Genomic DNA, 23,442 nt, shown 5'->3' with positions numbered 1-23,442 from the left:
TTTACTAACCGACATCTGTTCCAAATAACTTTTTCTATTTAAAGCAATTTTGGTTGTCTCAGCTTTTCTCAAGTCATGTCAGCAAGATAAGAGCCACGTAAGCTAACACAGCTCTTACCTGCCATGAACAGATTGAGATCAATTAATCTTCCTGATCGAGCAATCTTTCAAATTCATCGATTTGAACTTTGACCATGTCGATGCTTTGTTGCCAAAAATCAGCTTGAGTCAGGTCCATTCCTAAGTGCTTCTGAACGACTTCTTCCGCCATCATGCTGCCCGTATCACGAAGCAACGACACGTAATCGCCGTAGAATTGCTCACCTTTCGCATCACGCTGAGCGTAAACACCTTTACTGAACAGATAACCGAACAGGTATGGATAGTTATAAAAGCTCACTTGAGAGATGCTGAAGTGCAACTTGCTCGCCCAGAAATAAGGGTCGGCTTCTGTCATTGCATCGCCGTACCACTCTTTCCAAGTTGTTTCCATCAAGTCACACAGCTGCTGAGCCGTGAGCTCGCCTTTTTCACGCTGCTCGTAGAAGGCTTTCTCAAACTCAAAACGAACGGGAATGTTCACCATTAATGCCAAAGAAGAAGAAAGCTCTTCCCACAGCATTTCAAGTTTCTCATTACGTGTTTGTGCTTGCTTCAATAGATGGTCACGAACGATGTTTTCAGCAAAGATCGAAGCAGTTTCTGCTAGCGTCATTGGGTAGCGAGTTTGACACAACGGCATGTCTTTCATTACCCAGTTATGGAATGCGTGGCCCAACTCGTGTGCCAGTGTCATTAAGTCAGAGCGACTGCCACTCCATGTCATGAACACAAGTGGCGTGCGTGTCGCGGCAAACTTAGTGCAGTACGCGCCTAAACGTTTGTTGGCTGCTGGTGCGGCATCAATCCAACCGTTCTCAACCATTAATGCGACGAAATCAGCCATCTCTGGATTTACTTCAGCGAAGGCGGTTTTAATCACGTCGATCGCTTCATCAAATGGATAAACCTTAGATTCGCTGTCACCCAGCGGTGGCATCGCTGCTAAATGGTTCCAAGGCTTCATTTCATCGAGCCCGTGAACTCTTGCCATTAACAGGCCTGCTTTCTGTCCTACTGCTCGATTTGCCTTTGCTACCGACATCATGGTGTCTAGCGTTTCAGGCACAATGCGGCTGCCGTGTAGGCTTGGATCTAGGAAATGTACGTCGCTTATCTTCGAGCGCTTCTTGTTTTCAGTCAGTCGCCATCCAGCCAATGCGTTTAGGATCGAAGCAAAAGACTCTTGATGGGTCTTCATTGCGCCTTGAACCGCGCGCCATGCCGGTTCTTGTTTGTCGAATTCGCTGCCGTACAACAGGCTCGCGGCTTGTGAAAAGCCTAGAGCTTCATCTTCACCGTCCAGCTTTAGCGACAGTTTTAAAGAACCGGTTAGGTTATCGTATAAACGCCCCCATCCGTCACGGCCATCAACCTTCATCGCGGCTAATAACTGCTCTTCAGCAACACTGAGTCGACTGCTTGATAACTTACGTGAGCTTTCGATAGCAAAGCGTTGCCCTGCTACATCGGCACTATCATGCTCTAATACGGCATTCAAAAATTCAGGTTCTGCGTGAATTAGCGTGTCTTCGTAAGGGCTAAACGCTTGAGACATTTCAGAGTTCAGCTTCGCTACACGACCAAGTAGTGCTTTGGCTTCTGTGTGCGTCGCGTCTACCGATGCGTGGCAATTAGCGAAGGTGTTGATCGTGCTCAGTAACGTGCCTGCCGCTTCAGAAGTTTGAATGGCGTTTTGCATCGCTAGGATAATATGACGCTTTTCAACATGCAGGTACAACAGTTCAATACACTGTTGAATCAGTTCGATGTCTTGTTCGATTTTTGCATCATCAAGATCGCGATAAGCAATGCTTAAATCCCAACTTGGAGTTGTCATGACTAAATTCCTTTCACGTAGGTAGTAATACCAATCTGGTATAGCGACTGTAAACGCCGCTTTATACTTCTATTTATACTTCTATTTCTATTTCTATTTACAGTTCTAATAGATTGTTAATTCTTAAAACCGTGTATTTTTAACACTCAGAGAACAGGTAACCCTATCGACTTTACACTGATAAAACTCTGCGCAAACTGAGTGATTTGAATATGCGTTATCGATGCGTTTCCTATCGACAACTTCGAGTACAGACTCGGGTTTTTCCAATCAATATCAAGGCAGTGCGCTAACAATATGCGAATCACACCACCATGAGTAACCAACAATATATTGTCACTTGGATCATTCAAAAGTTGCGACCAAGCTTGAGTTACTCTGTCGTGGAAGCCCTGTAAACTTTCTGCGCCAGTTAATTGATGATTAGCAGGATCTTGCCAAAAGGTTTCTAACATTCCCCACTTGTCTTCAAGTTCATCAAATGGGACACCATCTACTTCACCGAAGTTCATTTCCTGAAAGTCTGGTGCAACTGCTAAAGGCACTGACATACGCTCTGCAAACAAGCTCGCAAGATCACCACATCGTCTGAGTGGCGAGGTAATAGCACCATCGAAAGCGACATCGTACTGAGCCAACGCATCGCAAATCTGCTGTTGAAGGTTTGGGTTAACCAACACGTCAGATAAACCATTCAATGCAGCTTTCCCTTCAACCTTGCCGTGTCGCAGCAAATAGATATTTTTAGTTGTTCCATTGACCATATGTGCGACCTAACCTTGAGTATCAAGCGAATGATTAGATGGTTTTAAGTGCAGTGGCAATCCGGCGGCTATCAACGTAACTCGTTCGACAACGCGAGCCAATGCTTGGTTCATTCGCCCCGCATTGTCTACAAACAAGCGCGATACTTTACCCAGCGGAACCACGCCAAGCCCGACTTCGTTAGACACCATGATAATTTGCGCAGGGCTTTGCTCTACACTTCTAACCAAGGCTTCAACCACAGCTTCGACTTGCTCATTAGTCGCATCCTCACCCAGTTCAAAGATGATGTTGTTCAGCCACAATGTTAGACAGTCAATCAGCACCACATCATCTTGGTTAAACGACTGCAGTTTCGTGGCTAATTCGACGGGCACTTCATGTTCAATCCATTGCTCACCGCGACGGTCTTTATGATGGGCGATACGCTCACGCATTTCGTCGTCTAGATAAGTGGCGGTCGCAATGTAATGCAAACGCCCATTTGAACATGCTTCAAGCGCACATAATGCTTGTTGTTCTGCAAAACTCGACTTGCCAGAACGAGCCCCGCCCAATACCAGATGGCTGTTTCGCTGGCTTGATTGAATTGTTTGATTTGTGTTTGTCATAGGAAACCGTTATCGAAAGCCATTGTAAAATGCAGTAATGAATACAAGGTAAATCAGTAACTCCATCAACTGTTGAGCTGCCCCCAAGCAGTCGCCGGTAAAGCCGCCAATTCGAGCCGTTAACCACTTTCTGAAACCAGTTCTGAACAGATAGGCGACGACAGATAAAACCAAAGCGAATTCAAGACCAAACCACAGGCTTGGCAGAACGCCAACAAGCAATAGAAAGACAAGTTCGCCCCTAGTTTGCTTATTGGCCAATGGCTTACTTTTACTGGTATCTAAATCGCTGACATAGGGCATGTCATAGATAAGTGACGCAGCAATTGCGCGACTAAAGGTATAACTGGTAACGATAACCATGAACAAGGCTGTCATGTTCACGAGCTCGCTTAATAGCACCCACTTACCAAGCAGAGCCATAACCAGTGCAGACGCGCCATAAGTACCAATTCGACTGTCTTTCATAATGGTCAAACGGCGTTCTAGAGTCATGCCGCCGCCAATACCATCCGCCATATCGGTTAAGCCGTCTTCATGAAAAGCACCAGTGAGCATCAAGCTAAAACTCATCATCAAAAAGATCGCCACTACACTCGGCAATATGGCATCAAGTAGCAAGAACACACCGCCACACAGAACACCAAGTAACAAACCAACCGTTGAAAAGTAGCGACCAGAACGATTCATTCGCTCTGATGAGTAAGGCGTGTTCTTCGGCATTGGTAAGCGAGAAAAGAAGCCCATCGCTAACGAAAAAAGTTCCCATTGGTATGTGCAGCGATCTTTCAATGATCCTTCTGGTGCATCACTCATTAAACAGTGACTCCTGCACTTTCGAAGCTCGCCATGTTGTTGTAGAACTCGGCTGCCGCACGAATAATGGGCATAGCTAGCGCAGCACCCGTGCCCTCGCCTAGTCTCAATCCAAGATCGAGCAGTGGCTCAGCGTCTAGCAGTTCTAATAGAATTTTGTGCCCTGACTCTTCAGAGCGATGAGCAAAGATCATGTAATCACGGCAACTCGGTTCAATTAAAGTCGCAACATACGCAGCGACTGACACGATAAAACCATCGACCAGTACAGGGGTCTTGTCTTGATAAGCGCTAAGGAAAGCACCGACCATTTGAACGATTTCATAACCGCCGACCTGAGCTAGTACCTCTTTAATATCTTTAATATCTTTAACTTCTTTAAGGTCCAAGCCTTTGCAGCGAGCAACACCTTGCTCAACCACAGCCACTTTACGTGCAAGCTGTTCATTGTTGATGCCAGTGCCTAGGCCGACACACTCCGCTGCAGCACGATTCGATAATGCACTTAAGATCGCTGATGCGCTGCTGGTATTACCGATGCCCATTTCACCAAACATGATTATATTGGTGCCATTCGAAATGGTTCTAGATACAAGCTCTGTACCCAGTTCAATGCCACGTTCAACAGTTTCTAAACTCATTGCCGCTTCATTGGCAAAGTTATTGGTTCGCGTACCCAAGCGCTGGGATATCAGCATGTCACTGTCAGATTCCACAGGCAACAATATCCCCGTGTCGACTACCGTGATATCGATATTATTCACCGCACAGAAGCAATTGATCGCCGCGCCACCGCTTAAGAAGTTCAACACCATCTGCTGTGTCACGGCACTTGGAGCAATACTCACGCCTTCATCTGCTATGCCATGGTCGCCAGCAAAAATGATGATACTTGGCTTATTCAATTCGATGTGTTCAACCGCAGCTTCTTTGCCTTGGCTCTGAATCAATGCCAATTGATGAGCGACTTTTTCTAGTAAGCCAAGCGCACCGAGTGGCTTGGTTTTTTGGTCAATACGGTGTTGGATGTACTGCGAGTATTGGGTATCTAACATAGTTTTTAAAAACGCTTATTCTAGGTACGTTAATTTAGGATTGGCTATTTTGGGCGAGCAACAGAGAACACATTAGAAAGCGTCGCGTATTCACCACCACCAAGTCTCGACAGTGGATCCAATGCCAGCGCATCAATCTTAAGACGTTCACTCTCTTTATCGATCACGTCTTCGGCAATGTACACGGTTTCGACTTGAGCAAAGATAAGGCTTTGTGGCACCTCTCCAACTTCTTTTACTTCGTACAAGGTGCAGCCAAAAGCGACCGCGCACTCTTTTACTCTCGGTAAAGAAAAGCCCTCAAATTCAACCAGCTCAATATCATTCGCGGTGACTTCAGAATCACCATGATCGAGAGTGGCTGCTGTTGCTGTCATTGTTTCGGCAGAACTTGAAGAAGCAATGTGAATCACTAGCTTACCCGTTTCTAGTGCGTTACGAGTGGTATCTTTGATTTCGCCAGACGGTTTCTTCCCGACCGATAACATCAGTAGCGGCGGATTACTGGAAACTGGCGTGAAATAAGAGAAAGGCGCTAGGTTGTACTCTTGTTCAGAAGATTCCGTCAATGCCCACGCAATAGGGCGAGGAACAACGGTTTGTGTCATCAGGTGATAAATCTGAGTGGGAGCAAGAGTATCAAGCTTGAGGTTCATAGCACGTCCTTGGTCTATGTGAATTACGACTCAGTTTACGTGTTAAGCAATGCTGTATCTATGCCTAATCAATAGAAACCGTAGAGAGTGTTCTTAATTTAAACAGATCTCGCTGAGTTTTTCTCAAATTGACAATCAAATTGACGAACCCGCAAACACCCACAATGCTGATAATAGATTTATCAATAACTTACATTTTGGCATCGTTTATGCTTTATCTAAAGTACTTATTAATCTCTCCATTGATAAGTACCCATACAGTGAAAGCCCACAACACTGACGCTACACAAAGAAGACAATCGATTGAAAGACAAAACAGAACAACGATTTAGGAGGTGTAATGATTCCAAACTCAAGTAAAAGAAAACCAAATAAATCAAGTAAGAAAACCAGCAAAAAGGTAAGGAAAATCCCACTATCCTTCACCTAGAAAGCAGTAAAGTAAGTAACAAAGCCCGTCGCCCAGCGGGCTTTGTTATGTTTAACGCCGTACTTATGCGTCAAGCCAAACTAAATCATCTCTTTTTCCATAAACAGGTGACTCCCCACACACTACTGACCACTCGTTTAACAAACTTTTATTCGCTTAAAATTCAAACACTGTTTATATTAAACAAGCACTTGTGGAGTGAATAAGGGATTAGAATGAGCATTGCTGGAGACAAAACATCGGTTGTTGTGGCTGGTGCAACAGGGCTAATTGGTCATCATGTGATGAGGCAGCTCATTGATGAGCCCGCGGTCGACAATATCTATGCGTTATCCCGAAGATCACTCCATGCACAATTTGACTCCAATAAACTCCACACACTCATTCATAATGACCTGCAAGTCACGAGTTGGGATGATACGAATGCGACGCCTAAACTTGGCGTTATCTGCTTAGGTACGACTAAGAAAAAGGCAGGGTCAAAAGAAGCACTTCGCAAAGTCGATGTTGAATTGGTTAGCCAGGTTGCACAGTCGATGAAGTTTCTTGGAGTACAACGCGTTGCCGTTGTTTCGAGCTATGGCGCTTCACCAGATTCTTATTCACATTACCTTCGTTGCAAAGGGCAAATGGAGCAAAACTTAAAACGTATTGGCTTCAAGCAGCTTTTCATCGCACGTCCGGGGCCGCTGGTTGGTGAACGTGATGAACCAAGAGCCGATGAAAAACTCCTGCAAAGCATCTTTCCTTTAGTCTCTCCCTTTATGTTTGGTCAGTTCAAAAACCTACGCCCTATTCAAGCGGAAGACGTCGCGAAGGCAATGTTGTTCCGATTATTCGAAAATAATTTTAAAAATACCGAAATTTACTCGTCAAGTGACATGCTCAATTTATTGGCAAAATATCGCTAAAAAGCTCACCTATTCATCACAATGTTGAATATCCACCCATCCCATTGAGTGGATATTACTAATCGTTCTAATAAATTACTTTTCCTTATTTTACGTTTTGTAACAGAACGTTATTTTAGCAGCAGTACTGACACCTATACATCTAGGTGCTTAATTGATTTAGAGTTATTCATAAGGAAAACAAATGTCATTTTCAGCTATCGCTGCCTTAGCGGTATTCACTGGTATCCTCTTTTTTCTCTACGGACAGCAGAAAAAAGAAAACACACTTTCTCGCCTCGTTTTACTTGGTTTAGTTTTTGGTAGTGCATTTGGTCTTGGTCTACAGCTGCTATTTGGTGAAGGCAATCCCATCATCAAAGAGACGCTAGACTGGGTAAACATCGTTGGCCGTGGTTACGTTGGATTGCTTAAAATGGTAATCATGCCATTAGTCTTGGTTTCAATGATTGCGGCTGTAGTGAAGCTTGAAAAAGGCGGTTCACTGGGCAAGATTTCTGGTATCACTATTTCAGTATTACTCGCCACAACAGCGATCTCTGCGATTGTTGGTATTGCAGTGGCGCAAGCATTCGGCCTTTCTGCTGAAGGCTTAACAGAGGGCGCTCGTGAAACAGCTCGTATTGCAACACTAGAAAGCCGCATGGGAAGTGTTTCAGACCTAACCATTCCACAAATGCTGGTTAGTTTCATTCCGACCAACCCGTTTGCAGATCTAACGGGCGCTCGCTCTACGTCTATCATTGCGGTTGTTATCTTCGGCGTTCTAACAGGTATTGCTGCTCGTAAAGTAATGGCTGAGAAAGAAGAGCTAGAATCACCGATCCGTACTTTCGTTGACGCTGCGCAATCTATCGTTATGCGCTTAGTTAAGATGATTATGGCACTCACGCCATACGGCATCGCTGCTTTAATGGCGAAAGTTGTAGCAACATCAAGTGCTTCTGACATCCTAAGCTTACTGGGTTTCATCGTTGCTTCTTACGTCGCAATCATCCTGATGTTTGTTGTCCACGGTGTGTTGGTCTCTTTTGTTGGTGTAAACCCGAAAGAGTACTTCCAAAAAATCTGGCCGGTCCTAACGTTCGCTTTCACTTCACGTAGTTCTGCTGCAACGATTCCACTGAACGTTGAAGCTCAAATCACTAAGCTAAATGTGCCACCAGCGATTGCTAACCTGTCTGCTACTTTCGGTGCGACGATTGGTCAGAATGGTTGTGCGGGTATCTACCCTGCAATGCTAGCAGTCATGGTTGCGCCTACGGTTGGTATCGACCCAATGGACATCAACTTCATTCTGTCTCTAATTGCTATCATTACAGTGAGCTCATTCGGTATCGCGGGTGTGGGTGGCGGTGCAACATTCGCGGCACTTATCGTGCTACCCGCTATGGGGCTTCCAGTAACGATTGCAGCACTGCTTATCTCTATCGAACCACTTATCGATATGGCACGTACAGCGCTTAACGTATCTGGTGCAATGACAGCCGGTACGATCACAAGTCGCCTATTGGGTAAGAAAGACAAGCAACAGGATCTAGAACAAGCGAACGCTTAATGGATTCAATTGATTCATTAACTTGAGCCTCTTTAAACAAAAAAACCGATGCACATGCATCGGTTTTTTATTATTTGTCGTTTCTAGCTTCAGTTACTTCACAAGCAACAGCGCTTAGAGCACTCGTTGGATCACTTTTTCGGCGAGCGATTCATCGTCATCTTCACTCAATCCGCTGATGCCAATTGCGCCAATCACCTGCCCCTTTATCTCAATGGGAACACCGCCTTTAAAGCCAGTGATCTTTGAGTCGGTCCAGTAACTTAAGTCTTTACCAGTTTCTCTCGCCCAAACACCTAAGTTACCACTTGGCTGCCTGTCTCTTGCAGACGTATAAGCTTTGTTCTGTGCTAACAACCCGGCTTGTACGCTCACATTATCCATGCGAATAAACGCCAATAACTCTCCGTGCGTATCACACACGCTCACCGCAATTGCTTGTTGATGATGCTCAGCAATATCGAGAGCGTTAGACACCAACTGTTGTGCGATCTTTTGATTCAACATGTTCATTCCTTATGGCAGTGCTTGACCACGTGAGTACACGTATAAGTTGTACCACTCTTCACGAGACAGACTTATCTGAGTCGCTACTGATGAAGCTTTGATTCGCTCTAGGTTTGTGGTGCCAATAACAGGTTGGATACGAGCAGGGTGACGAAGCAAAAATGCCAACACAATCGCTTCACTTTCTACCCCATATTGGTTCGCTAACTGAGCCACGTAGTGCGCCGTCTTTTTCACGTTTTCATGTTCTGAATACAAACCTTGCTCAGCAAATCGACCTTGTGCCAAACAGCCCCAAGCTTGCAGTTGGATGTTATTCATTTGGCAATGTTCTAGTGTGCCTGCGGCGAAATCTGATTGATGATGCCCTTGCGAGTTAATCATCACCCCATCATTCAACCAATCCAGCTTGGTTAAGCTCATCTCAATTTGATTCGCGACAATGGGCTGCCCGAGCGCAGATTGTAGGTACTGAATTTGGTGGCTGTTCATGTTCGACACACCAAAGAAATCGACCTTACCTTGCGCTTTTAAGTGCTCTAACACTCTTGCCAGCTCATCAAGTTCCATCAGAGGATCAGGACGATGTAATAGCAGCACATCGAGTTTTTCAGTATTCAATCGGTTGAGAATACCGTCTACCGATTGGCTTACCCAATCAGCCGAGAAATCATAACGACCAACATTGCCCTCACCTTCAAAACGAATCCCACACTTAGATTGAATGAACATCTGCTCTCTCAGTTCAGGCGCTTGTTGTAATGCTTGACCAAAGGCTTGCTCGGCTTTGCTGAAGGTATAGATGTCCGCATGGTCGAATAAATTAATACCCGATTCTAATGCTGTGTCGATTACGCTTCGTGTTTGAGCAACATCCGCACTTGTCACTAGATTATCATTCCAGCCACCACCTAACCCCATGCAGCCATAGGCAACTTGGCCGACATTCGGCAAATAATTTGATAACGGGATACTCTTTTTCTCATTCGTTTTGTTTGTAGATTCAATGCTGTTCGTCATATCGATTCTCGCTTAGAAGATTTGCTGACCAGAAATATGCCTCTATCATATTGTTCTTTTTAAAAAACAGAATATGCTAGTTACGAAATGATTGTTTGATATGACGAGCAATAGATAGGTAGGAACGCGCAAATGAACGAACACAAAAGAATAGAACGACTGATCCTGTTTGTAGAACTTGCTCAGCAACTCAACTTTACCAAGGCAGCCGAAAAGCTCGGTATCTCTAAGAGCTACCTTTCTGAGCAGATCAAACGTTTAGAGAACGACTTACAGTGCCCGCTTTTGGTCAGAACCACACGCAGTGTTCGTTTAACCCAAGAAGGCGACCGCGCGTTACAACAAGGCTTAACGATTCGCTCGCAAGTCTTACAGCTTGAACGCAGCGTTTCGGAGCAACATGACATCGTAAAAGGTCTATTACGCCTCACTGCGCCAAAGATGTTTACTGAGGTATATCTATTCGATATCTGCCAACAGTTTAGGCAACAATACCCTGAGATCCGTTTCGAGATAAACAGTAGCTACACCAACTTTAATCTCAACCAAGATGATATCGATATCGCGTTTCGCGCCACCAATACGCCACCTGACAACATGGTGGCGAAACACTTGATTAGCTATCAGCATGATTTAGTCGCGACTCCCGGCTATCTTGATCAGTTTGGCCGCCCCAACAATGCTAACGACTTAAATGACCATCAATGCTTAGCAACGCTGCACCAAACCGAGTGGCCTTTAAAATCGGCAAATATTGATGTGTCCGGTTGGCTTTCAAGTAATGACAACCACTTACTTAAGCAACAAGCTATGGCAGGCAGTGGCATCATCCGTATCGCAAGTTATTACGTCGCAAAAGAGGTCGAGCTTGGAGAATTAGAGCGAGTGCTGCCTGATGAATGCCTGCAACAAGGCAACAGTATTTATCTTTTCTATCCGCAAGTTATTTATCCTGCAAAGAAACACCAAGTGTTCGTTAAATTTGTTCAGCATTACTTTGAGAGCTTGAAAACTGGAGAGCTCGATCATTTAAGAGCTTGAAGGTTTGGTAGTTTAAGAATATGAAAGCTGAGTTAACGAGTTGAAAAAACGGAAACCGATGAACAGATAAATCAAATAACACGAAATAAGGTTTAAATAACTTTCTTGATTTATATACCTATATTTAGAATGGGATTATCGAACAATAATAAAGCGATTTTTAGAATGTTCTCATCGATGATTGTGTTTAATAGAAAGAAATCGTGCATTTGTTCAACAATACAATGAGTTAGCTATGAACGACTAACATAACTGATATATGATGCACCGCTTCAGTATGTCACATCATTTTGGCACCAGTTCGATAACAGGATCCTCATGAGCTTTATTATATTATTACTTCTTCTGCTATTCGTAGGCTTTACACGTTTACTTGAGTGGCGAAAAACCTCTCTGTTTTTATCTCTTGTTCTTATATCGTCATTTGTGTTGATTGGTTCAGGCTTAATTCCTCGTTACTTACTGAACGACCTACAAACTGATTACGAAAGTAAGCCTGATATCCAATGGTCTGGCAATAACGCTATTGTTCTTCTGGGCGCGGGAACGCAGTTAATTAAAAGCACGCAAGAGTTCGAGCCAGCCTTTTTCTCTTTCGGCAGAATCAACGAAGCGGCAAGCCAATATAAAGATTGCGCCAAAACCCAAACCACATGCACAATTATCATCAGTGGTGGCGATGCACAAAATAATGGTGTAACTGAAGCAGAAGTTTATCAACAACAATTGCTGAGACTTGGCGTTCCAATACGTGACATCATTCAAGAGCCAAATAGCGTAAACACTTGGAAGAATGCACAGCTCACTAGTGATCTAATGAAGCATCATAAATTCGATAACATTGTGTTAGTTTCGTCTGGCCTGCATATTCGTCGCAGCGAGCTCTACTTCAACCACTTCGGCTTAAATGTTATTCCAGTAAGAGCCGATTATATGGCAGCTCAAGTTTCGTGGTTACCACTATGGTACAACTTTGCGGTCACAGATTTTGCTTTGCATGAACAGATAGGCTTTGCTCGTTACAACATCTACAACTTTATGGGTTGGAACAGTAAACGCGAACAGCCAGGTGATGCTTAAACACGTTCAATTGAGTTAACTAGAGCCATATAAAACAAAGATGCAGCAACAACCGAAAGGTTATTGGCTGCATTTTTTGATCCTGCCTATCACAACACCATTTCTTATTCTCATTTACGTCTGTTCTTGCCGTTCGGCAACCATTCCTGCTAGCTAATCACTCAGCCAATTTTCAAATAGCAGGCTACGAAAATATAAACGTTCAACAATCAACCACCTAATATTTTGATAGTTGAAACTAATTGAAAACAATCGCAATAATCCTTTATAAAACAACAATCCAATCAACATAACTAGCTGATAATTATAAGTATTTATTTTCAATTCATTTCAGTGTTTTTGGCATTGTTTTATATGACAGAGTACACCCCGCTAGTAACCCTCGGCTTTAAATAATATCAATAAAATCTAATAACTCGATTCTAATAAAAATAGCCAAATAATGGCATTTAGGAACTTATTAATGATTAACGTCAGTAGAACCATTCTATTTAGCACTGCCCTATCGGTAATCTCTTTTACTGCTCATGCGAAGATATACTCAGACCAAATCGTCTTAGATAAACTTGGAGAAGATATCTGTCGTTTCGACTATCGCGCTCTCAACAATTCAGAAGCTCAAGAACATAAAACAGCACTGATATCCCGTATGAATGTTTGGGACGTTGTTGGCCTTCAGCATGATTGGGTGATCATGGGCTCCGGCTATCATGGCCTCATTAAACCAGGTCAACCAAGCGACAAAACCTGGTGCTACCCCAATACACCAGAAGCGGGCTTGCCATACTACGAAGCACAAGCTACTCAAGAGAACAGTAACCTTGAAGTTCAACGAGCTTTAGTCAATGACGACACGAACTTTATCAGGCCGCTAAGTTACTTAGCTCATAGTCTTGGGTACGCTTGGGTTAGCGGTAATAACGGGCGTTACGTCGGTCAAGATATGGCAATAAAACCGCTTAACAATGGTTGGGAGATCAAAGGGAATAACAATGGAAGCTGTACCGGTGAGCGTTGTAATGAGAAGACAACCATCACTGTCGATAACTTCTCTTACGTACTCGATAACACTGCGTTTTGGCACGGCTCGGTAGAAGAAACTAACCAAGAGCTGGTCAACACCCTTACAGCTTATGCTATTAACAAGACTGATCAGCCGAAACAAATCGTCGTTGACCTTCATTTTAAGCAATCAACACAATGGAGTAAAACACAGCGCTTCGACCTTGCTGATTCAGTCGTCATTGATGAGACCTTTCATTGGCCGCAAGTTCGAAAAACAGAGGTAAGAGTCGTGCTAGAAGGAGGCCAGCGCTTCTCTGATACCAACAGTGGCTCTCGCTTTGAGCCGACTGACCTACAAGCCATCATCACTGTACCAGCGAACTCAGTACTTCCCTTTCAGGTTGAGTTCTTGCGCTCTACCATTTCATACCCGTACCGTATCAAAACGAGCATGAGTTACGACGTGAACTTCACAGGTTTCCTCCGTTATAGCGGCAATGCGCTAAGCTCCCACCCAACAAACCGCCCTACTGTCTCGCACACCTTTACGATGGGCACCAACAGCGAAAAGCAAGCCAATATTCGCTACCAATGGGACCATCGCTATATACCTGGTGAAATGAAATGGTGGGACTGGAGTTGGGCAATCAACACAAATGGGCTGAGTAGCATGCAATATGCCGCAGGTGCCAGTGTGCGTCCGTTCTACTCTCACGTGTCTGGTCAATTCAGTGCTGAATCTCAATATTCAGGGATGATAGATATCGGCGCTGAGCATTCTGTTGATTCATTCGATACAACGACGTTCAACAATCACGAAACCTACTACGCGGGTGATATTAAAATAGTGACTGATTTCAACCCTGACACTTTCGCTCAACTTGGGTATCTAGATGCTCAACTTATGATTAACCCTGTGCAGCAGTAAGCAAACTCATATTCCCCAATCTAGGTTCACCACACTGGTGGTGAGCTTTTTGCAACCCCTCAATCAAAAAAGCCAAAACACTCCTGCGTATCGGCACCCAAACGAGGCTCTTGTTTATGGGTGAACCTTTATCTCGATAAATACGGCCAGCTATTCACTCCAAGAAAAAGTTAACTATGAAAAACAAAAACACGTTATGGCGGTTTGTCGCCATACTATACAGCCCCATGTCAGCCGCGCTTTGCTTAAGCAATGGAGTTCAGGATACCCAATCACTAGACACAATAAACAATGATCGTGCCTCTTTATGGTCTCGAAATGAGCTTTATTTGGAACCACAGTTTGGTACTGCGTTAGGCGAACTTGAACACGATGCGCACACGCAATCTTTCACATCAGCATGGCCACAAACAGAAAAAGCGTTGGCTAACGTCCCACAAACATTCGAAAGCTCGTTGAGCCAAGAAAGCCTAATCAATCGGTTGGGTCAGGCCGGTTCTTCTACTTTGGAAGTCTTAGGGCCAATCGGAGATGCTGTTGCGGTGGGCTTTTGGGTCGACAACATGGTCCAAACATTCTCTCAAGAATCTTCGACTCAACTCGACAAAACGGCTTCTATTTTTTCTCTCATTCCTCTAGTTGGTGATGAGCTAAACCTATTATCGAATGACATTAAGTACTTCTCAGCCAAAGAAAAAATCACCGAATTTGAAAACCAATCGCATTACGTGTTTACCAACCACTCATCAGAATTTTCTCGTTTCCATCATTCAAAACAAGATGCCATCGAACTCATCAATAAATACGACGATCATGTCAAGCTCACTGCCTCTATGTATATAGATAACCTGCTTCTTGAAGCAGACACTGAGTATCGCCGGTTAGCTTCAGCGTATGACAGGCAGTTATCTAAACAAATGGCCCGAATTGATTTAGAACTGTTGAAGTCAATCGGGCATGTTTCCCCTAATTCAAATCTACACCAGCCGCTATGCCAAAATGCTCAAGACTCTTTAACAGCGCTCGAACGCTGTATTCGCATTGAAGGACCAGCACGCATCGATGATCTGATTAATAAACTGAACGCAGATGACTATAACGAGCTCGCTTTGAATATACATAGCAAGAAAAGAGAACTTGTTGAAATTGCTTTGCGCCGACTATCCACACATAGAGAGAACACAATTAAACGGCTCATAGAAAGGTCAAAGCCTCACGTGGTATCGATCATTACACACAGCAAAATCAACCGAAGTATATTGGAATTTCAAGTAAGGCAAAGTGGATTGAGAGAGTATGCGAAAGAAATGTGGGATATCGATTACCTGAGCGAGGAACAACTCAGTACAGCAACTGTAGAAGTCCGCCCCGCAAGAACTTGCTGGGGTGTTCCTTCCATTGCCCCAGGCGGTATTCAAGCTTCTCTAGATGCATGTAAAGACTCTGGTCCATTGTACGATACTTACCACCCTAAAAAGGATCCTGAGTTATCCGAATTGTTGCTAAAAAAGGTAGGATTTAATGTCGAACAGCATATTGCATCGAGGGTTGTTAATGGTTGGCCAGCAGGCTTATTTAGAACTCAGCTGATCAACACCGCTAGCGCTTATATATCTGGCCAGTCATCGAATAAACTATTTGAAGAGCTAGTGTCCGAGTTAGCGAACATCCAGATTCTTAGCTACCAAACGCCTTTCAGCGAATACTTAGATAGCAAAGGAATTGACAGCTCTGATCCAAATGTTCGTAAAAGTTGGTATGAGATTAGCCGTTGGTATGAACTGCTGCTAACAGAGCGACCGAGCGGCGGAGTGTTAGATCAAATCAAACAATATGAAATTTTTAAACATTTTATTCAACCTCAATTCAAGCTCGCTATTTCAATGTCTTACATCCGCTCTCTCAATTACTCGTTACCGTATCCAAGTGTATACTCTGCAGCAAATCTTAGGTTTTATGCCCCTAAAATGGCAGACATACTCGATGACGTGATGTCGCAGCCAAGTACTAACTTTGATCAAAACTTTCAAAGCGCTATTGAAAGCATCATTGAAAAGGCAATGAAGACGACGAATGCCAATCAACTTCAATATTTATTAGGCGATCTTTCGCTCTATCTACAAATCGCGCAACATCAGCTGTCAGAATTCAATGTATCTCCTAACAGTCAACATCAACTGTTCAACAGCACGCTTTCTCCTCTGCACCTGAGCTACCTTTCCGATGAGCATCAAGATGAACTGGAACAACAAGTAGGCTATGTATCTTCACATGCCCTCTGGGCCCAACTCGCGAATATAAAAATAGCGTTGAGCCAAGGAGATCTCGAGTCTGCAATTAGGCAGCTTGGGTTAATCATTAAACAAGAAGAATTCACCATGCTCCCACATCTCAACCATCTGCTCCTCAAAGAACTCGAAGATTGGATTGAATTACAAATCGCATTAGAGGAATAAGCCAATGAAAACTAAGATGTTCTTAACTCTTTCAGTACTTTTAATGCTTGTTGACCCAATGAATGTATATGCTGGAAAAGGCTCAGAATTCGGCCTCTTTTATGACGCTCCGGATGGCGTAAAAGTGATTGCTGGGTACAACTCAAACACCCACGGTAAACTTTATCGCATGTCTAGAAACCTCTACGTACAAACAAAGAGTGACGCATACCTTGCAGATATAAGCGTGTTAATACGCAAGCTACAGTTGTCACAAACTGGACGAGAAATTTTACGACAAATCGCTACCTACGTTCCGGTCAATGCGCCTCACGACGGTGTTGAACCATTAATTGAACATACAATGGGGATCGACCACTCTAATACTACGGTTGTCACTGTGATAAGAGAACCAGAAGGACCAGGAAGACTCTTTGAGACGATACCCTCTAAATTTGAAGATCAACAAAAGGCCTCGCTAGCTTGGCAGCGACAGTTTAATGGTAAGGGGGTCTCGAATACGGTTTACTTCTCCACCACGGAGATGGTCAATATTCCAGGAACAGAGACAGCGTTTGATCAAACCGTCGCATTAGGCCATGAACTCATACACGCGAGAGACTTCTCTTCCGGTGCCGTACCTCAAGGTAATGCGCCTCTGTCTCACCGACACCCAGACACCAATAAAGCGACAGAGTATGTGATTCCAAATTATGAATATCAGACCACAGGAATTACTCACTACAACAATGCTGAACACGGTCGAGATCCCGTTACGGAAATCAGTAGTGCCAGGCAGTCAATCATCAACCTTCGTGAAGAGATGTACTTCCAATGGAAAGCGCTAGGACAAGAAAAACCTAAGGCGTATTTAAAAAATGAAAAGATCGTGAGTGAATTTCATTTGGCTGACGATTTGGGAAAAGCAAAAAGAAATACTTATTGGCCGAAAGAGCACTACGACTACAAGCCATATACGCTTGAAACAAGACCATCCGCAACACCTCAGCATGCACCGAACTGGGATACTGTAGAAGGGAAAATGGCACATATCGAAGTTAGACAAGTACTAAAGAAATCGATAAGTGAAGGTAACAAACCTGCGATTGTTATCGTTGATGCTACCGAACAACGCTTATCTCAAAGCTTGCAAAATTCACCAGCGCTAACACGCCGAGGACTCGGAAACCAAAGTTCAATTCTGAAATACGCTGCTCAAAACGATATTAAAGTGGTCAATATTTATAGCAAGCAGAATGAGACCCCACTTAGCTCCTTAAATAAACGTAAAAAGAGCCTTCTTTATCGTTCAATTTCAGGCAAACAGACAGACGCAGACCAAGGTTACAGTGATGTTCAATACAGCAAAGACAATGAAAGCACGTTAGTCTCAGCACTTGAGGAAAATGATGAAGTTTTGGTCATGGCCTACTCCGATGGGAAAGTGACAACTAATGTAATCGATAGCCTATCTGAAAGCATGGATAAACAAGTGGTTGTATCCAGATACGCTAACTTAGATTATCAACCTTCAAATCTCAGTGCGGAAGAAAGTACCGCCTGGAAGGCACTTAGCAACAAAGAGAATGTGAAAATGCTAGGTGGAGGTAGTCGCTCTCGCTTCAATATATGTAGCATCCAATAAACAGCATTGTCGAACACGAAGCAACTTATATCGCTGCTCCTTTCTGTGGCCAAGCACAGCAACAAGTAGCGGGGTTATGACAAATAAACCCGCTACTTGACTTAAAAATGAAATCACAACGAAACAAAAGTTTGAGTTAATGGAGTCGGTTATACACTGGGATTCCATCAGGAGGATCTATGAAACATTGCCCATCTTGTTCAACTGAACTGGTCGCAAGAGACGATGTACAAATTTGCCCACGCAATGAAATCGGCGACTGCTATTTTGATGGCTATGAGCAATATCAGCTAGAATATCATCAACTTAAAAACAACCAACAAGACTCAACTTTCGACATCGCAGACATTGTTGCCGATTAGCTGGCCAAAGCCTTAGTAGGTAACCTACCTACTTAGCTACTTGGCTACTTGGCTACTTGGCTACTTGGCTACTTGGCTACTTACCAGTAAAGCGGTCGTAAGTGAAACACTGGCAATGAATTATTTCTCAAATATAGAGACATGACCGGTTCAGATGAGCCCGTAAATAATTCTATGCAGTTGCCAACATTGAAAAAGCCCCGATGCAAGACACATCGGGGCTTTTAATACTTCTTCACGCCACAAGTAATTGACGAATTAGATAGTGATTTAGTCGAGGACTACCACATTAGATCATCTGGGATCACGAAGTCTTTGTACGGATCATCTTCGTCTACTTCATCAGAGCTTGAAGCTTGAGTATCAACGATAGATTCTTCGTCACGCATCGCGATCTTGTTCGCTACCGCAGTAGGAATAACAACATAGCTTTCGCCTTGACGCGCGATACTTAGAATACCTTTACTTAGTTGCTTTTGAGTCAGGTCTTCTACGTAAAGGTATTTAACTAGCGTACCATCGGTGAAGTTGTATTTGATCTCACCGTTCTTCTGTTCGATCTTGTTCATCTCAATCAGTTGCTTCACTTGAGCTTTAATTTCTTTGCTCAACTGCTGTTCTTTCAACTGTTGGTTTAACTCTTTGTCTTTCGCTTGCTGCGCCAGTTTAGTTTCTTCTGCTGCCGCTTTTGCTTCACGAGACTGAACGCGAGACTTTTTAGAGCCCTTCTTCGCCTTCTTTAATTTTTTCTCATTTACCAAGCCAGCTTTAAGCATTTGCTCTTGGAGTGTTAACTTTGCCATGACTTTCCCAGTTCAGGATTAAAAACGACACTATCATACCTGTTTTTGAGGAATCTGTTTACTGAACAATGGCAAAATTTTTGCTGATAGAGCAAGGCGGTTAGCGTTATTCCTTATCGTGATTCACAGCATCCATTTCTGGTTATTTACCGACCTATGATTTCCACGAAAACAACCACTAGTGACTTACCCTCAAACCCAAATCCTTCCTCTATTTTTTAGCGTGCGCGCGTATCACTTGTCATTCCGATAAAGCAATATGTTAATTATCAATGAGTAATCGAATTTATAAAACCATGGCATATATCTAATATTTGGATAATTCTGATAGAGTTATAACTCCAATGTCATAACTCTTTACTACGTTATTCTTTAAACCAATCAGTAAGGATAACGTGAAAATGAAAACTCAATGGACTTGCCTGAGTGCATTACTTGCATCAGCTTCATTCATTTCAACCTCGGCTATTGCAGATACCGATGTGTACCTGACCAATAACACTAGCCAAGTAATGACGATTCAAACCAATCACACAGGTACCGACCAGCTTCAATTCGGTGATGAGTGGCAACAGCATGTTGAACAGATTGGCCCTTGGGAGACGAAGAAGCTGATCAGTTTCAATCGCTGGACTGGTGTGAAGTCTGGGAAGACCTACGAGTTTGACACTGTAGTATCGAACGCTGTGGGAGAAAGTGTCACGCTCAACCAAACCATGAAAGGTCATTGGTACAACTCGACACTGCAACATGGTTTAAGTGCCGCAGACGTCAACCTAACGCTGCATGACGATCGTAATATTCATCGCAGCACAACCGATGCATTCGGGGTCAATGCAGAGCTTGCACTTAAAGCCGATTCTACGGCGCGCTACGATGATATTTATTACACCATCACCCCACCCAAAGTAGATGAGCAACCAGAGCCGGATGCCAAGACACTCAAAGTCATGACCTATAACATCTGGGCGCTGCCTGCCATCGCTTCGCATATTGGTGACCGCTACGATCTTCTCCCTCAATATGTAAAAGGCTACGACGTATTGGCGCTACAAGAGGTGTTTGCTAACGGCAGAGATGAATTCTTGCGTGAACTTGCAAAAGAGTACCCGTACCAAACCAAAATGCTCGATAAAGATGGGATTAACATCTATGACGGTGGCGTGGTCATTGTCAGCCGCTACCCTATTGTCAACGAAGCGCAATACGTGTTCCCTGATTGTACAGGCACAGATTGTTTCGCTGATAAGGGCGTGAATTACGCTGAGGTCATCAAGAATGGTCAGGCTTACCATGTATTCGGCACCCACACGGCATCATTCGATACGGACACCGCTCGCGACTACCGACAACGTCAATTCAAGCAGATGCGTGCACTGGCGCAGTCTCTGAATATCCCTGCATCAGAAACTGTGGTGTACAGCGGTGACTTCAACGTGAACAAGCTGAAGTTCCCAGGCGACTACCAACAGATGTTCGCTAACCTGCAAGCCGCTGAGCCTGAGTATTCAGGTTATACCGCTTCCACCTTTGATCCTCGCATCAACAACTTTGCGGGCGAACCTATGTCTGGCGGGGAAAACGTCGAATACTTGGATTACGTAGTGGTGAGTTCGGAGTACGCACAAAAAACTCACAACAATAACCGCGTTGATGTTCCTCGTTCAACAAGCAGTGAGTTATGGAAGCACTACAACCTTTCAGACCACTTCCCTGTTAGCGCTGTCATCAAGTAACTCGGTGAACCCATAATGCATCGAGTTATATTAATCATAATGCTCGTCTTAACGGCGAGCATTATTGGCTATTCGTGGTCATCAAAAACGAACGAAACGCCGCTATCTTCTGCTCAACACACAGAAGCTAAGCCGCGTGTTCCTACGACAACTGTTGACGATAATTCCACACCAACTGCAACCGCCAGTTCGGAAAATACAGCATCGCAGAACAAACAAGCCGAAGCAGAATCATCGGGCGGAGAAACGCATGTTGAAAACTTAAGCGAACTTGAAGGTAAAGCTCTATTCGATGAACTCGATGGGTTCTGGGCGCTTTGCAAACAACGCGATGACTGCACTGAGCAACTCGCACGATTGAAATCAGAGTTGCCGAGTATATGGTTTGAGTTACTGAGCGACTATCCGCAGCTATCAGTCGACTGGCAATTAACCCAAAGCACTATCCCACTAGAATCCATAGAAACTCTTGAAGAGCGTGTTGCCCTATTCAAGCAATCTGCACAGCAAGTATGGGGAGAGTTGGCCCACCAGCTATTCGCAGACCAGTTTGCGCATCTAGATTTTACGCTCGACGCAAACACCCTTAAAGAAAACGAAGCGAGCCAGTTTTTGGCCAACTATCAAGGTTTGCTTAGTGAATGGCAAAACAATACGGACACGTTAAACGCCGAAACACAGCTTCAAAAATATGAATTGGCAGTCTCTTTGATACCCAGCAGCTATAGCCCTGCTGAGATAGTATCAGTCAAAGCGGACCTTCAAGAGACCTACTTAAATGAAACTGAGGCCAATAACATTACCGCACGAGAACAACAAGTCGCGCAACAGCAACAAACAGTGATGACTTACCACGAGCAACTGGATCAGCTCAAAGCGATCTTAGGCTCTCAGCGTTCCTCAAGTTATGCCACTTGGACTCAACAAGATTGGGACAGTTACTATCAGCAGCAAGTATCCGATTTCAGGGAGCAGTTTTTTAGCAAGTAACGCTTTAACTTAAACCGTTACGGAACTGCGCAGGCGTTTTATTGAGCCACCCTTTAAACGCCCTTCTGAAGTTTGCAGGATCGCTATAACCGAGCCTTTCACCGATGTCATCAATGCTCATGGTTGTGCCGAGTAACAGCTCTTTGGCCAGTTCCACTCGAACTTCGGTAAGCAATAATTGATAGCTGGAGTCGTTGGTCACTAGCTCTCTCCTGAGCGTACGAGAGCTACAACCAAACTCTTCTGCGAGTTGTTCAATATTCGGGAAGCTACCTGCAGTTTGATAAAAGATCGTTTTGATCTGGTTAGTCAACAAATGTTCCGAGTCCAACGTTTCCACTATCGACTGGCAAGACGCGAGATAGCGCTTCAGTGTCGCGGCATCATGAGTCAATAAGGTTTGTGACAAAACAGAAGCATCAAAACGCAGTTCACAATGGTTTTGTTCAAAAATCACCGGGCACTGGATGCGGTTGTCATAAAGCTTGGTGTAATTGGGGCGAGCATAAGGCAAAGCCAAAGTATGAATATCCAACTCGTGACCAGTCAGTTCTTTGAACAAAGAGACGATTGAACTCAAGAAATATTCACTGCAGAAAGGAAGGAGATCACCCACTTCTAAGGTGTTCTCAATCTGAATCACTGCTTGCTCGGAATCTAGAAACAATTTAACCGAGAAAATAGGACCGTTCAGGCGCAGATATTTAAAGCCCGACTTGATGGCCTCCCCGACATTTTGACTGGTCGATAGCGCATAACCCAACACACCAAAGTGGCTCAAGCTAGCGTGTTCGCCCAACCAAAGCCCTAGACCATCGTGAGGAAAACTCTGATTAGCCGCGCTAAATAACGCAAGTTTATCAGCGTAAGTCAGCTTTCCATTCGGGTCTCGCCAATCCATGTTCTGCAAACCCACATCATTGAGTAACCTTTCAATATCGATACCTCGTTGCTCTAACGTATTCAACAGCAGCGCGATATCTAATGTCCCCAACTGATGCCGATGTCCGGTCGGCTTATACTCCGCGATAATCTCCAATCGTCTCTCCTTATATCGAGCCCATTCCCATCAACATGACTACTCAGCTTCAACAACACTACTGACAAAATCGTGATTGGTAACGCGCTCTTGTCCGAATATGACCTCCC

Annotated in this window: 20 protein-coding genes; 10 read left to right on the top strand and 10 right to left on the bottom strand. The window is 44.0% G+C overall.

What is annotated here, in order from left to right; translation table 11 throughout:
• Positions 1-142 precede the first annotated feature (142 nt).
• From AC3CIA_RS07155 to AC3CIA_RS07130, 6 genes are all read right to left on the bottom strand, one after another.
• On the bottom strand, positions 143-1,939 hold the full coding sequence (locus AC3CIA_RS07155; protein ID WP_488518775.1) for a M3 family oligoendopeptidase: 1,797 nt from the start codon (positions 1,937-1,939) through the stop codon (positions 143-145).
• Positions 1,940-2,085: 146 nt separating this feature from the next.
• Positions 2,086-2,703 (bottom strand): alpha-ribazole phosphatase family protein, encoded by a 618-nt coding sequence (gene cobC, locus AC3CIA_RS07150; RefSeq protein ID WP_488518774.1) that lies wholly within the window; start codon positions 2,701-2,703, stop codon positions 2,086-2,088.
• 9 nt (positions 2,704-2,712) lie between these two features.
• Positions 2,713-3,315, bottom strand: coding sequence for a bifunctional adenosylcobinamide kinase/adenosylcobinamide-phosphate guanylyltransferase (cobU, locus tag AC3CIA_RS07145; RefSeq protein ID WP_488518773.1), 603 nt, complete (start codon positions 3,313-3,315; stop codon positions 2,713-2,715).
• 9 nt (positions 3,316-3,324) lie between these two features.
• Entirely contained in the window at positions 3,325-4,131 is an 807-nt protein-coding gene (locus AC3CIA_RS07140; protein ID WP_488518772.1) for an adenosylcobinamide-GDP ribazoletransferase, read from the bottom strand.
• Positions 4,131-5,186 (bottom strand): nicotinate-nucleotide--dimethylbenzimidazole phosphoribosyltransferase, encoded by a 1,056-nt coding sequence (gene cobT / locus AC3CIA_RS07135; RefSeq protein WP_488518771.1) that lies wholly within the window; start codon positions 5,184-5,186, stop codon positions 4,131-4,133. Before cobT ends, AC3CIA_RS07140 begins: the two co-directional genes overlap by 1 nt.
• A 44-nt stretch (positions 5,187-5,230) precedes the next feature.
• Complete coding sequence (locus AC3CIA_RS07130; RefSeq protein WP_054546448.1) at positions 5,231-5,842, bottom strand: flavin reductase family protein; 612 nt, start codon at positions 5,840-5,842, stop codon at positions 5,231-5,233.
• 645 nt (positions 5,843-6,487) lie between these two features.
• Here AC3CIA_RS07130 and AC3CIA_RS07125 point away from each other — a divergent pair.
• Both AC3CIA_RS07125 and AC3CIA_RS07120 read left to right on the top strand, forming a co-directional pair.
• Positions 6,488-7,183: an NAD-dependent epimerase/dehydratase family protein gene (locus AC3CIA_RS07125; RefSeq protein WP_054546449.1), complete on the top strand. Its 696-nt coding sequence runs from the start codon at positions 6,488-6,490 to the stop codon at positions 7,181-7,183.
• A 184-nt stretch (positions 7,184-7,367) separates the two neighbouring features.
• Positions 7,368-8,741, top strand: a complete 1,374-nt coding sequence (locus tag AC3CIA_RS07120; RefSeq protein WP_017077997.1) for an L-cystine transporter — start codon at positions 7,368-7,370, stop codon at positions 8,739-8,741.
• Positions 8,742-8,855: 114 nt separating this feature from the next.
• Here AC3CIA_RS07120 and AC3CIA_RS07115 read toward each other — a convergent pair whose 3' ends face one another.
• Together AC3CIA_RS07115 and AC3CIA_RS07110 are read right to left on the bottom strand one after the other, a co-directional pair.
• Positions 8,856-9,248 (bottom strand): GlcG/HbpS family heme-binding protein, encoded by a 393-nt coding sequence (locus AC3CIA_RS07115; protein ID WP_065205371.1) that lies wholly within the window; start codon positions 9,246-9,248, stop codon positions 8,856-8,858.
• Positions 9,249-9,257: 9 nt separating this feature from the next.
• Entirely contained in the window at positions 9,258-10,268 is a 1,011-nt protein-coding gene (locus tag AC3CIA_RS07110) for an aldo/keto reductase (protein WP_065205372.1), read from the bottom strand.
• 132 nt (positions 10,269-10,400) lie between these two features.
• Between AC3CIA_RS07110 and AC3CIA_RS07105 the strand changes: the two genes are divergently transcribed.
• From AC3CIA_RS07105 to AC3CIA_RS07080, 6 genes are all read left to right on the top strand, one after another.
• Positions 10,401-11,309: a LysR family transcriptional regulator gene (locus tag AC3CIA_RS07105; protein ID WP_488518770.1), complete on the top strand. Its 909-nt coding sequence runs from the start codon at positions 10,401-10,403 to the stop codon at positions 11,307-11,309.
• Between the two features lie 318 nt (positions 11,310-11,627).
• Positions 11,628-12,389, top strand: a complete 762-nt coding sequence (locus tag AC3CIA_RS07100) for a YdcF family protein (RefSeq protein ID WP_488518769.1) — start codon at positions 11,628-11,630, stop codon at positions 12,387-12,389.
• 463 nt (positions 12,390-12,852) lie between these two features.
• Positions 12,853-14,322 (top strand): aerolysin family beta-barrel pore-forming toxin, encoded by a 1,470-nt coding sequence (locus tag AC3CIA_RS07095; RefSeq protein ID WP_488518768.1) that lies wholly within the window; start codon positions 12,853-12,855, stop codon positions 14,320-14,322.
• 176 nt (positions 14,323-14,498) lie between these two features.
• Positions 14,499-16,778: a hypothetical protein gene (locus tag AC3CIA_RS07090; RefSeq protein WP_488518767.1), complete on the top strand. Its 2,280-nt coding sequence runs from the start codon at positions 14,499-14,501 to the stop codon at positions 16,776-16,778.
• 43 nt (positions 16,779-16,821) lie between these two features.
• Positions 16,822-18,402 carry a M91 family zinc metallopeptidase gene (locus AC3CIA_RS07085; RefSeq protein ID WP_488518883.1) on the top strand — a complete coding sequence of 527 codons (1,581 nt, stop codon included), beginning with the start codon at positions 16,822-16,824 and terminating at the stop codon, positions 18,400-18,402.
• Between the two features lie 179 nt (positions 18,403-18,581).
• On the top strand, positions 18,582-18,764 hold the full coding sequence (locus AC3CIA_RS07080) for a hypothetical protein (RefSeq protein ID WP_017077989.1): 183 nt from the start codon (positions 18,582-18,584) through the stop codon (positions 18,762-18,764).
• A 281-nt stretch (positions 18,765-19,045) separates the two neighbouring features.
• Here AC3CIA_RS07080 and AC3CIA_RS07075 read toward each other — a convergent pair whose 3' ends face one another.
• Positions 19,046-19,567, bottom strand: coding sequence for a DUF2058 domain-containing protein (locus AC3CIA_RS07075; protein ID WP_004734880.1), 522 nt, complete (start codon positions 19,565-19,567; stop codon positions 19,046-19,048).
• A gap of 401 nt (positions 19,568-19,968) precedes the next feature.
• On the opposite strand from AC3CIA_RS07075, the gene AC3CIA_RS07070 reads away from it, so the two are divergent.
• A complete protein-coding gene (locus tag AC3CIA_RS07070) occupies positions 19,969-21,303 on the top strand; it encodes a sphingomyelin phosphodiesterase (RefSeq protein WP_428783454.1) in 1,335 nt (444 codons plus the stop codon).
• A 39-nt stretch (positions 21,304-21,342) separates the two neighbouring features.
• Positions 21,343-22,293, top strand: coding sequence for a chromosome partitioning protein ParA (locus AC3CIA_RS07065; protein ID WP_428783653.1), 951 nt, complete (start codon positions 21,343-21,345; stop codon positions 22,291-22,293).
• A 4-nt stretch (positions 22,294-22,297) separates the two neighbouring features.
• Here the strand turns inward: AC3CIA_RS07065 and AC3CIA_RS07060 are convergent, their stop codons facing one another.
• Positions 22,298-23,332 carry an AraC family transcriptional regulator gene (locus AC3CIA_RS07060; protein WP_428783455.1) on the bottom strand — a complete coding sequence of 345 codons (1,035 nt, stop codon included), beginning with the start codon at positions 23,330-23,332 and terminating at the stop codon, positions 22,298-22,300.
• Between the last annotated feature and the right edge of the window lie 110 nt (positions 23,333-23,442).

The sequence above is a fragment of the Vibrio sp. QJM3NY_27 genome (assembly GCF_057785955.1).
Note: the sequence above shows the minus strand (reverse complement) of the source record. Positions and strands in the feature narration are given on the sequence as shown.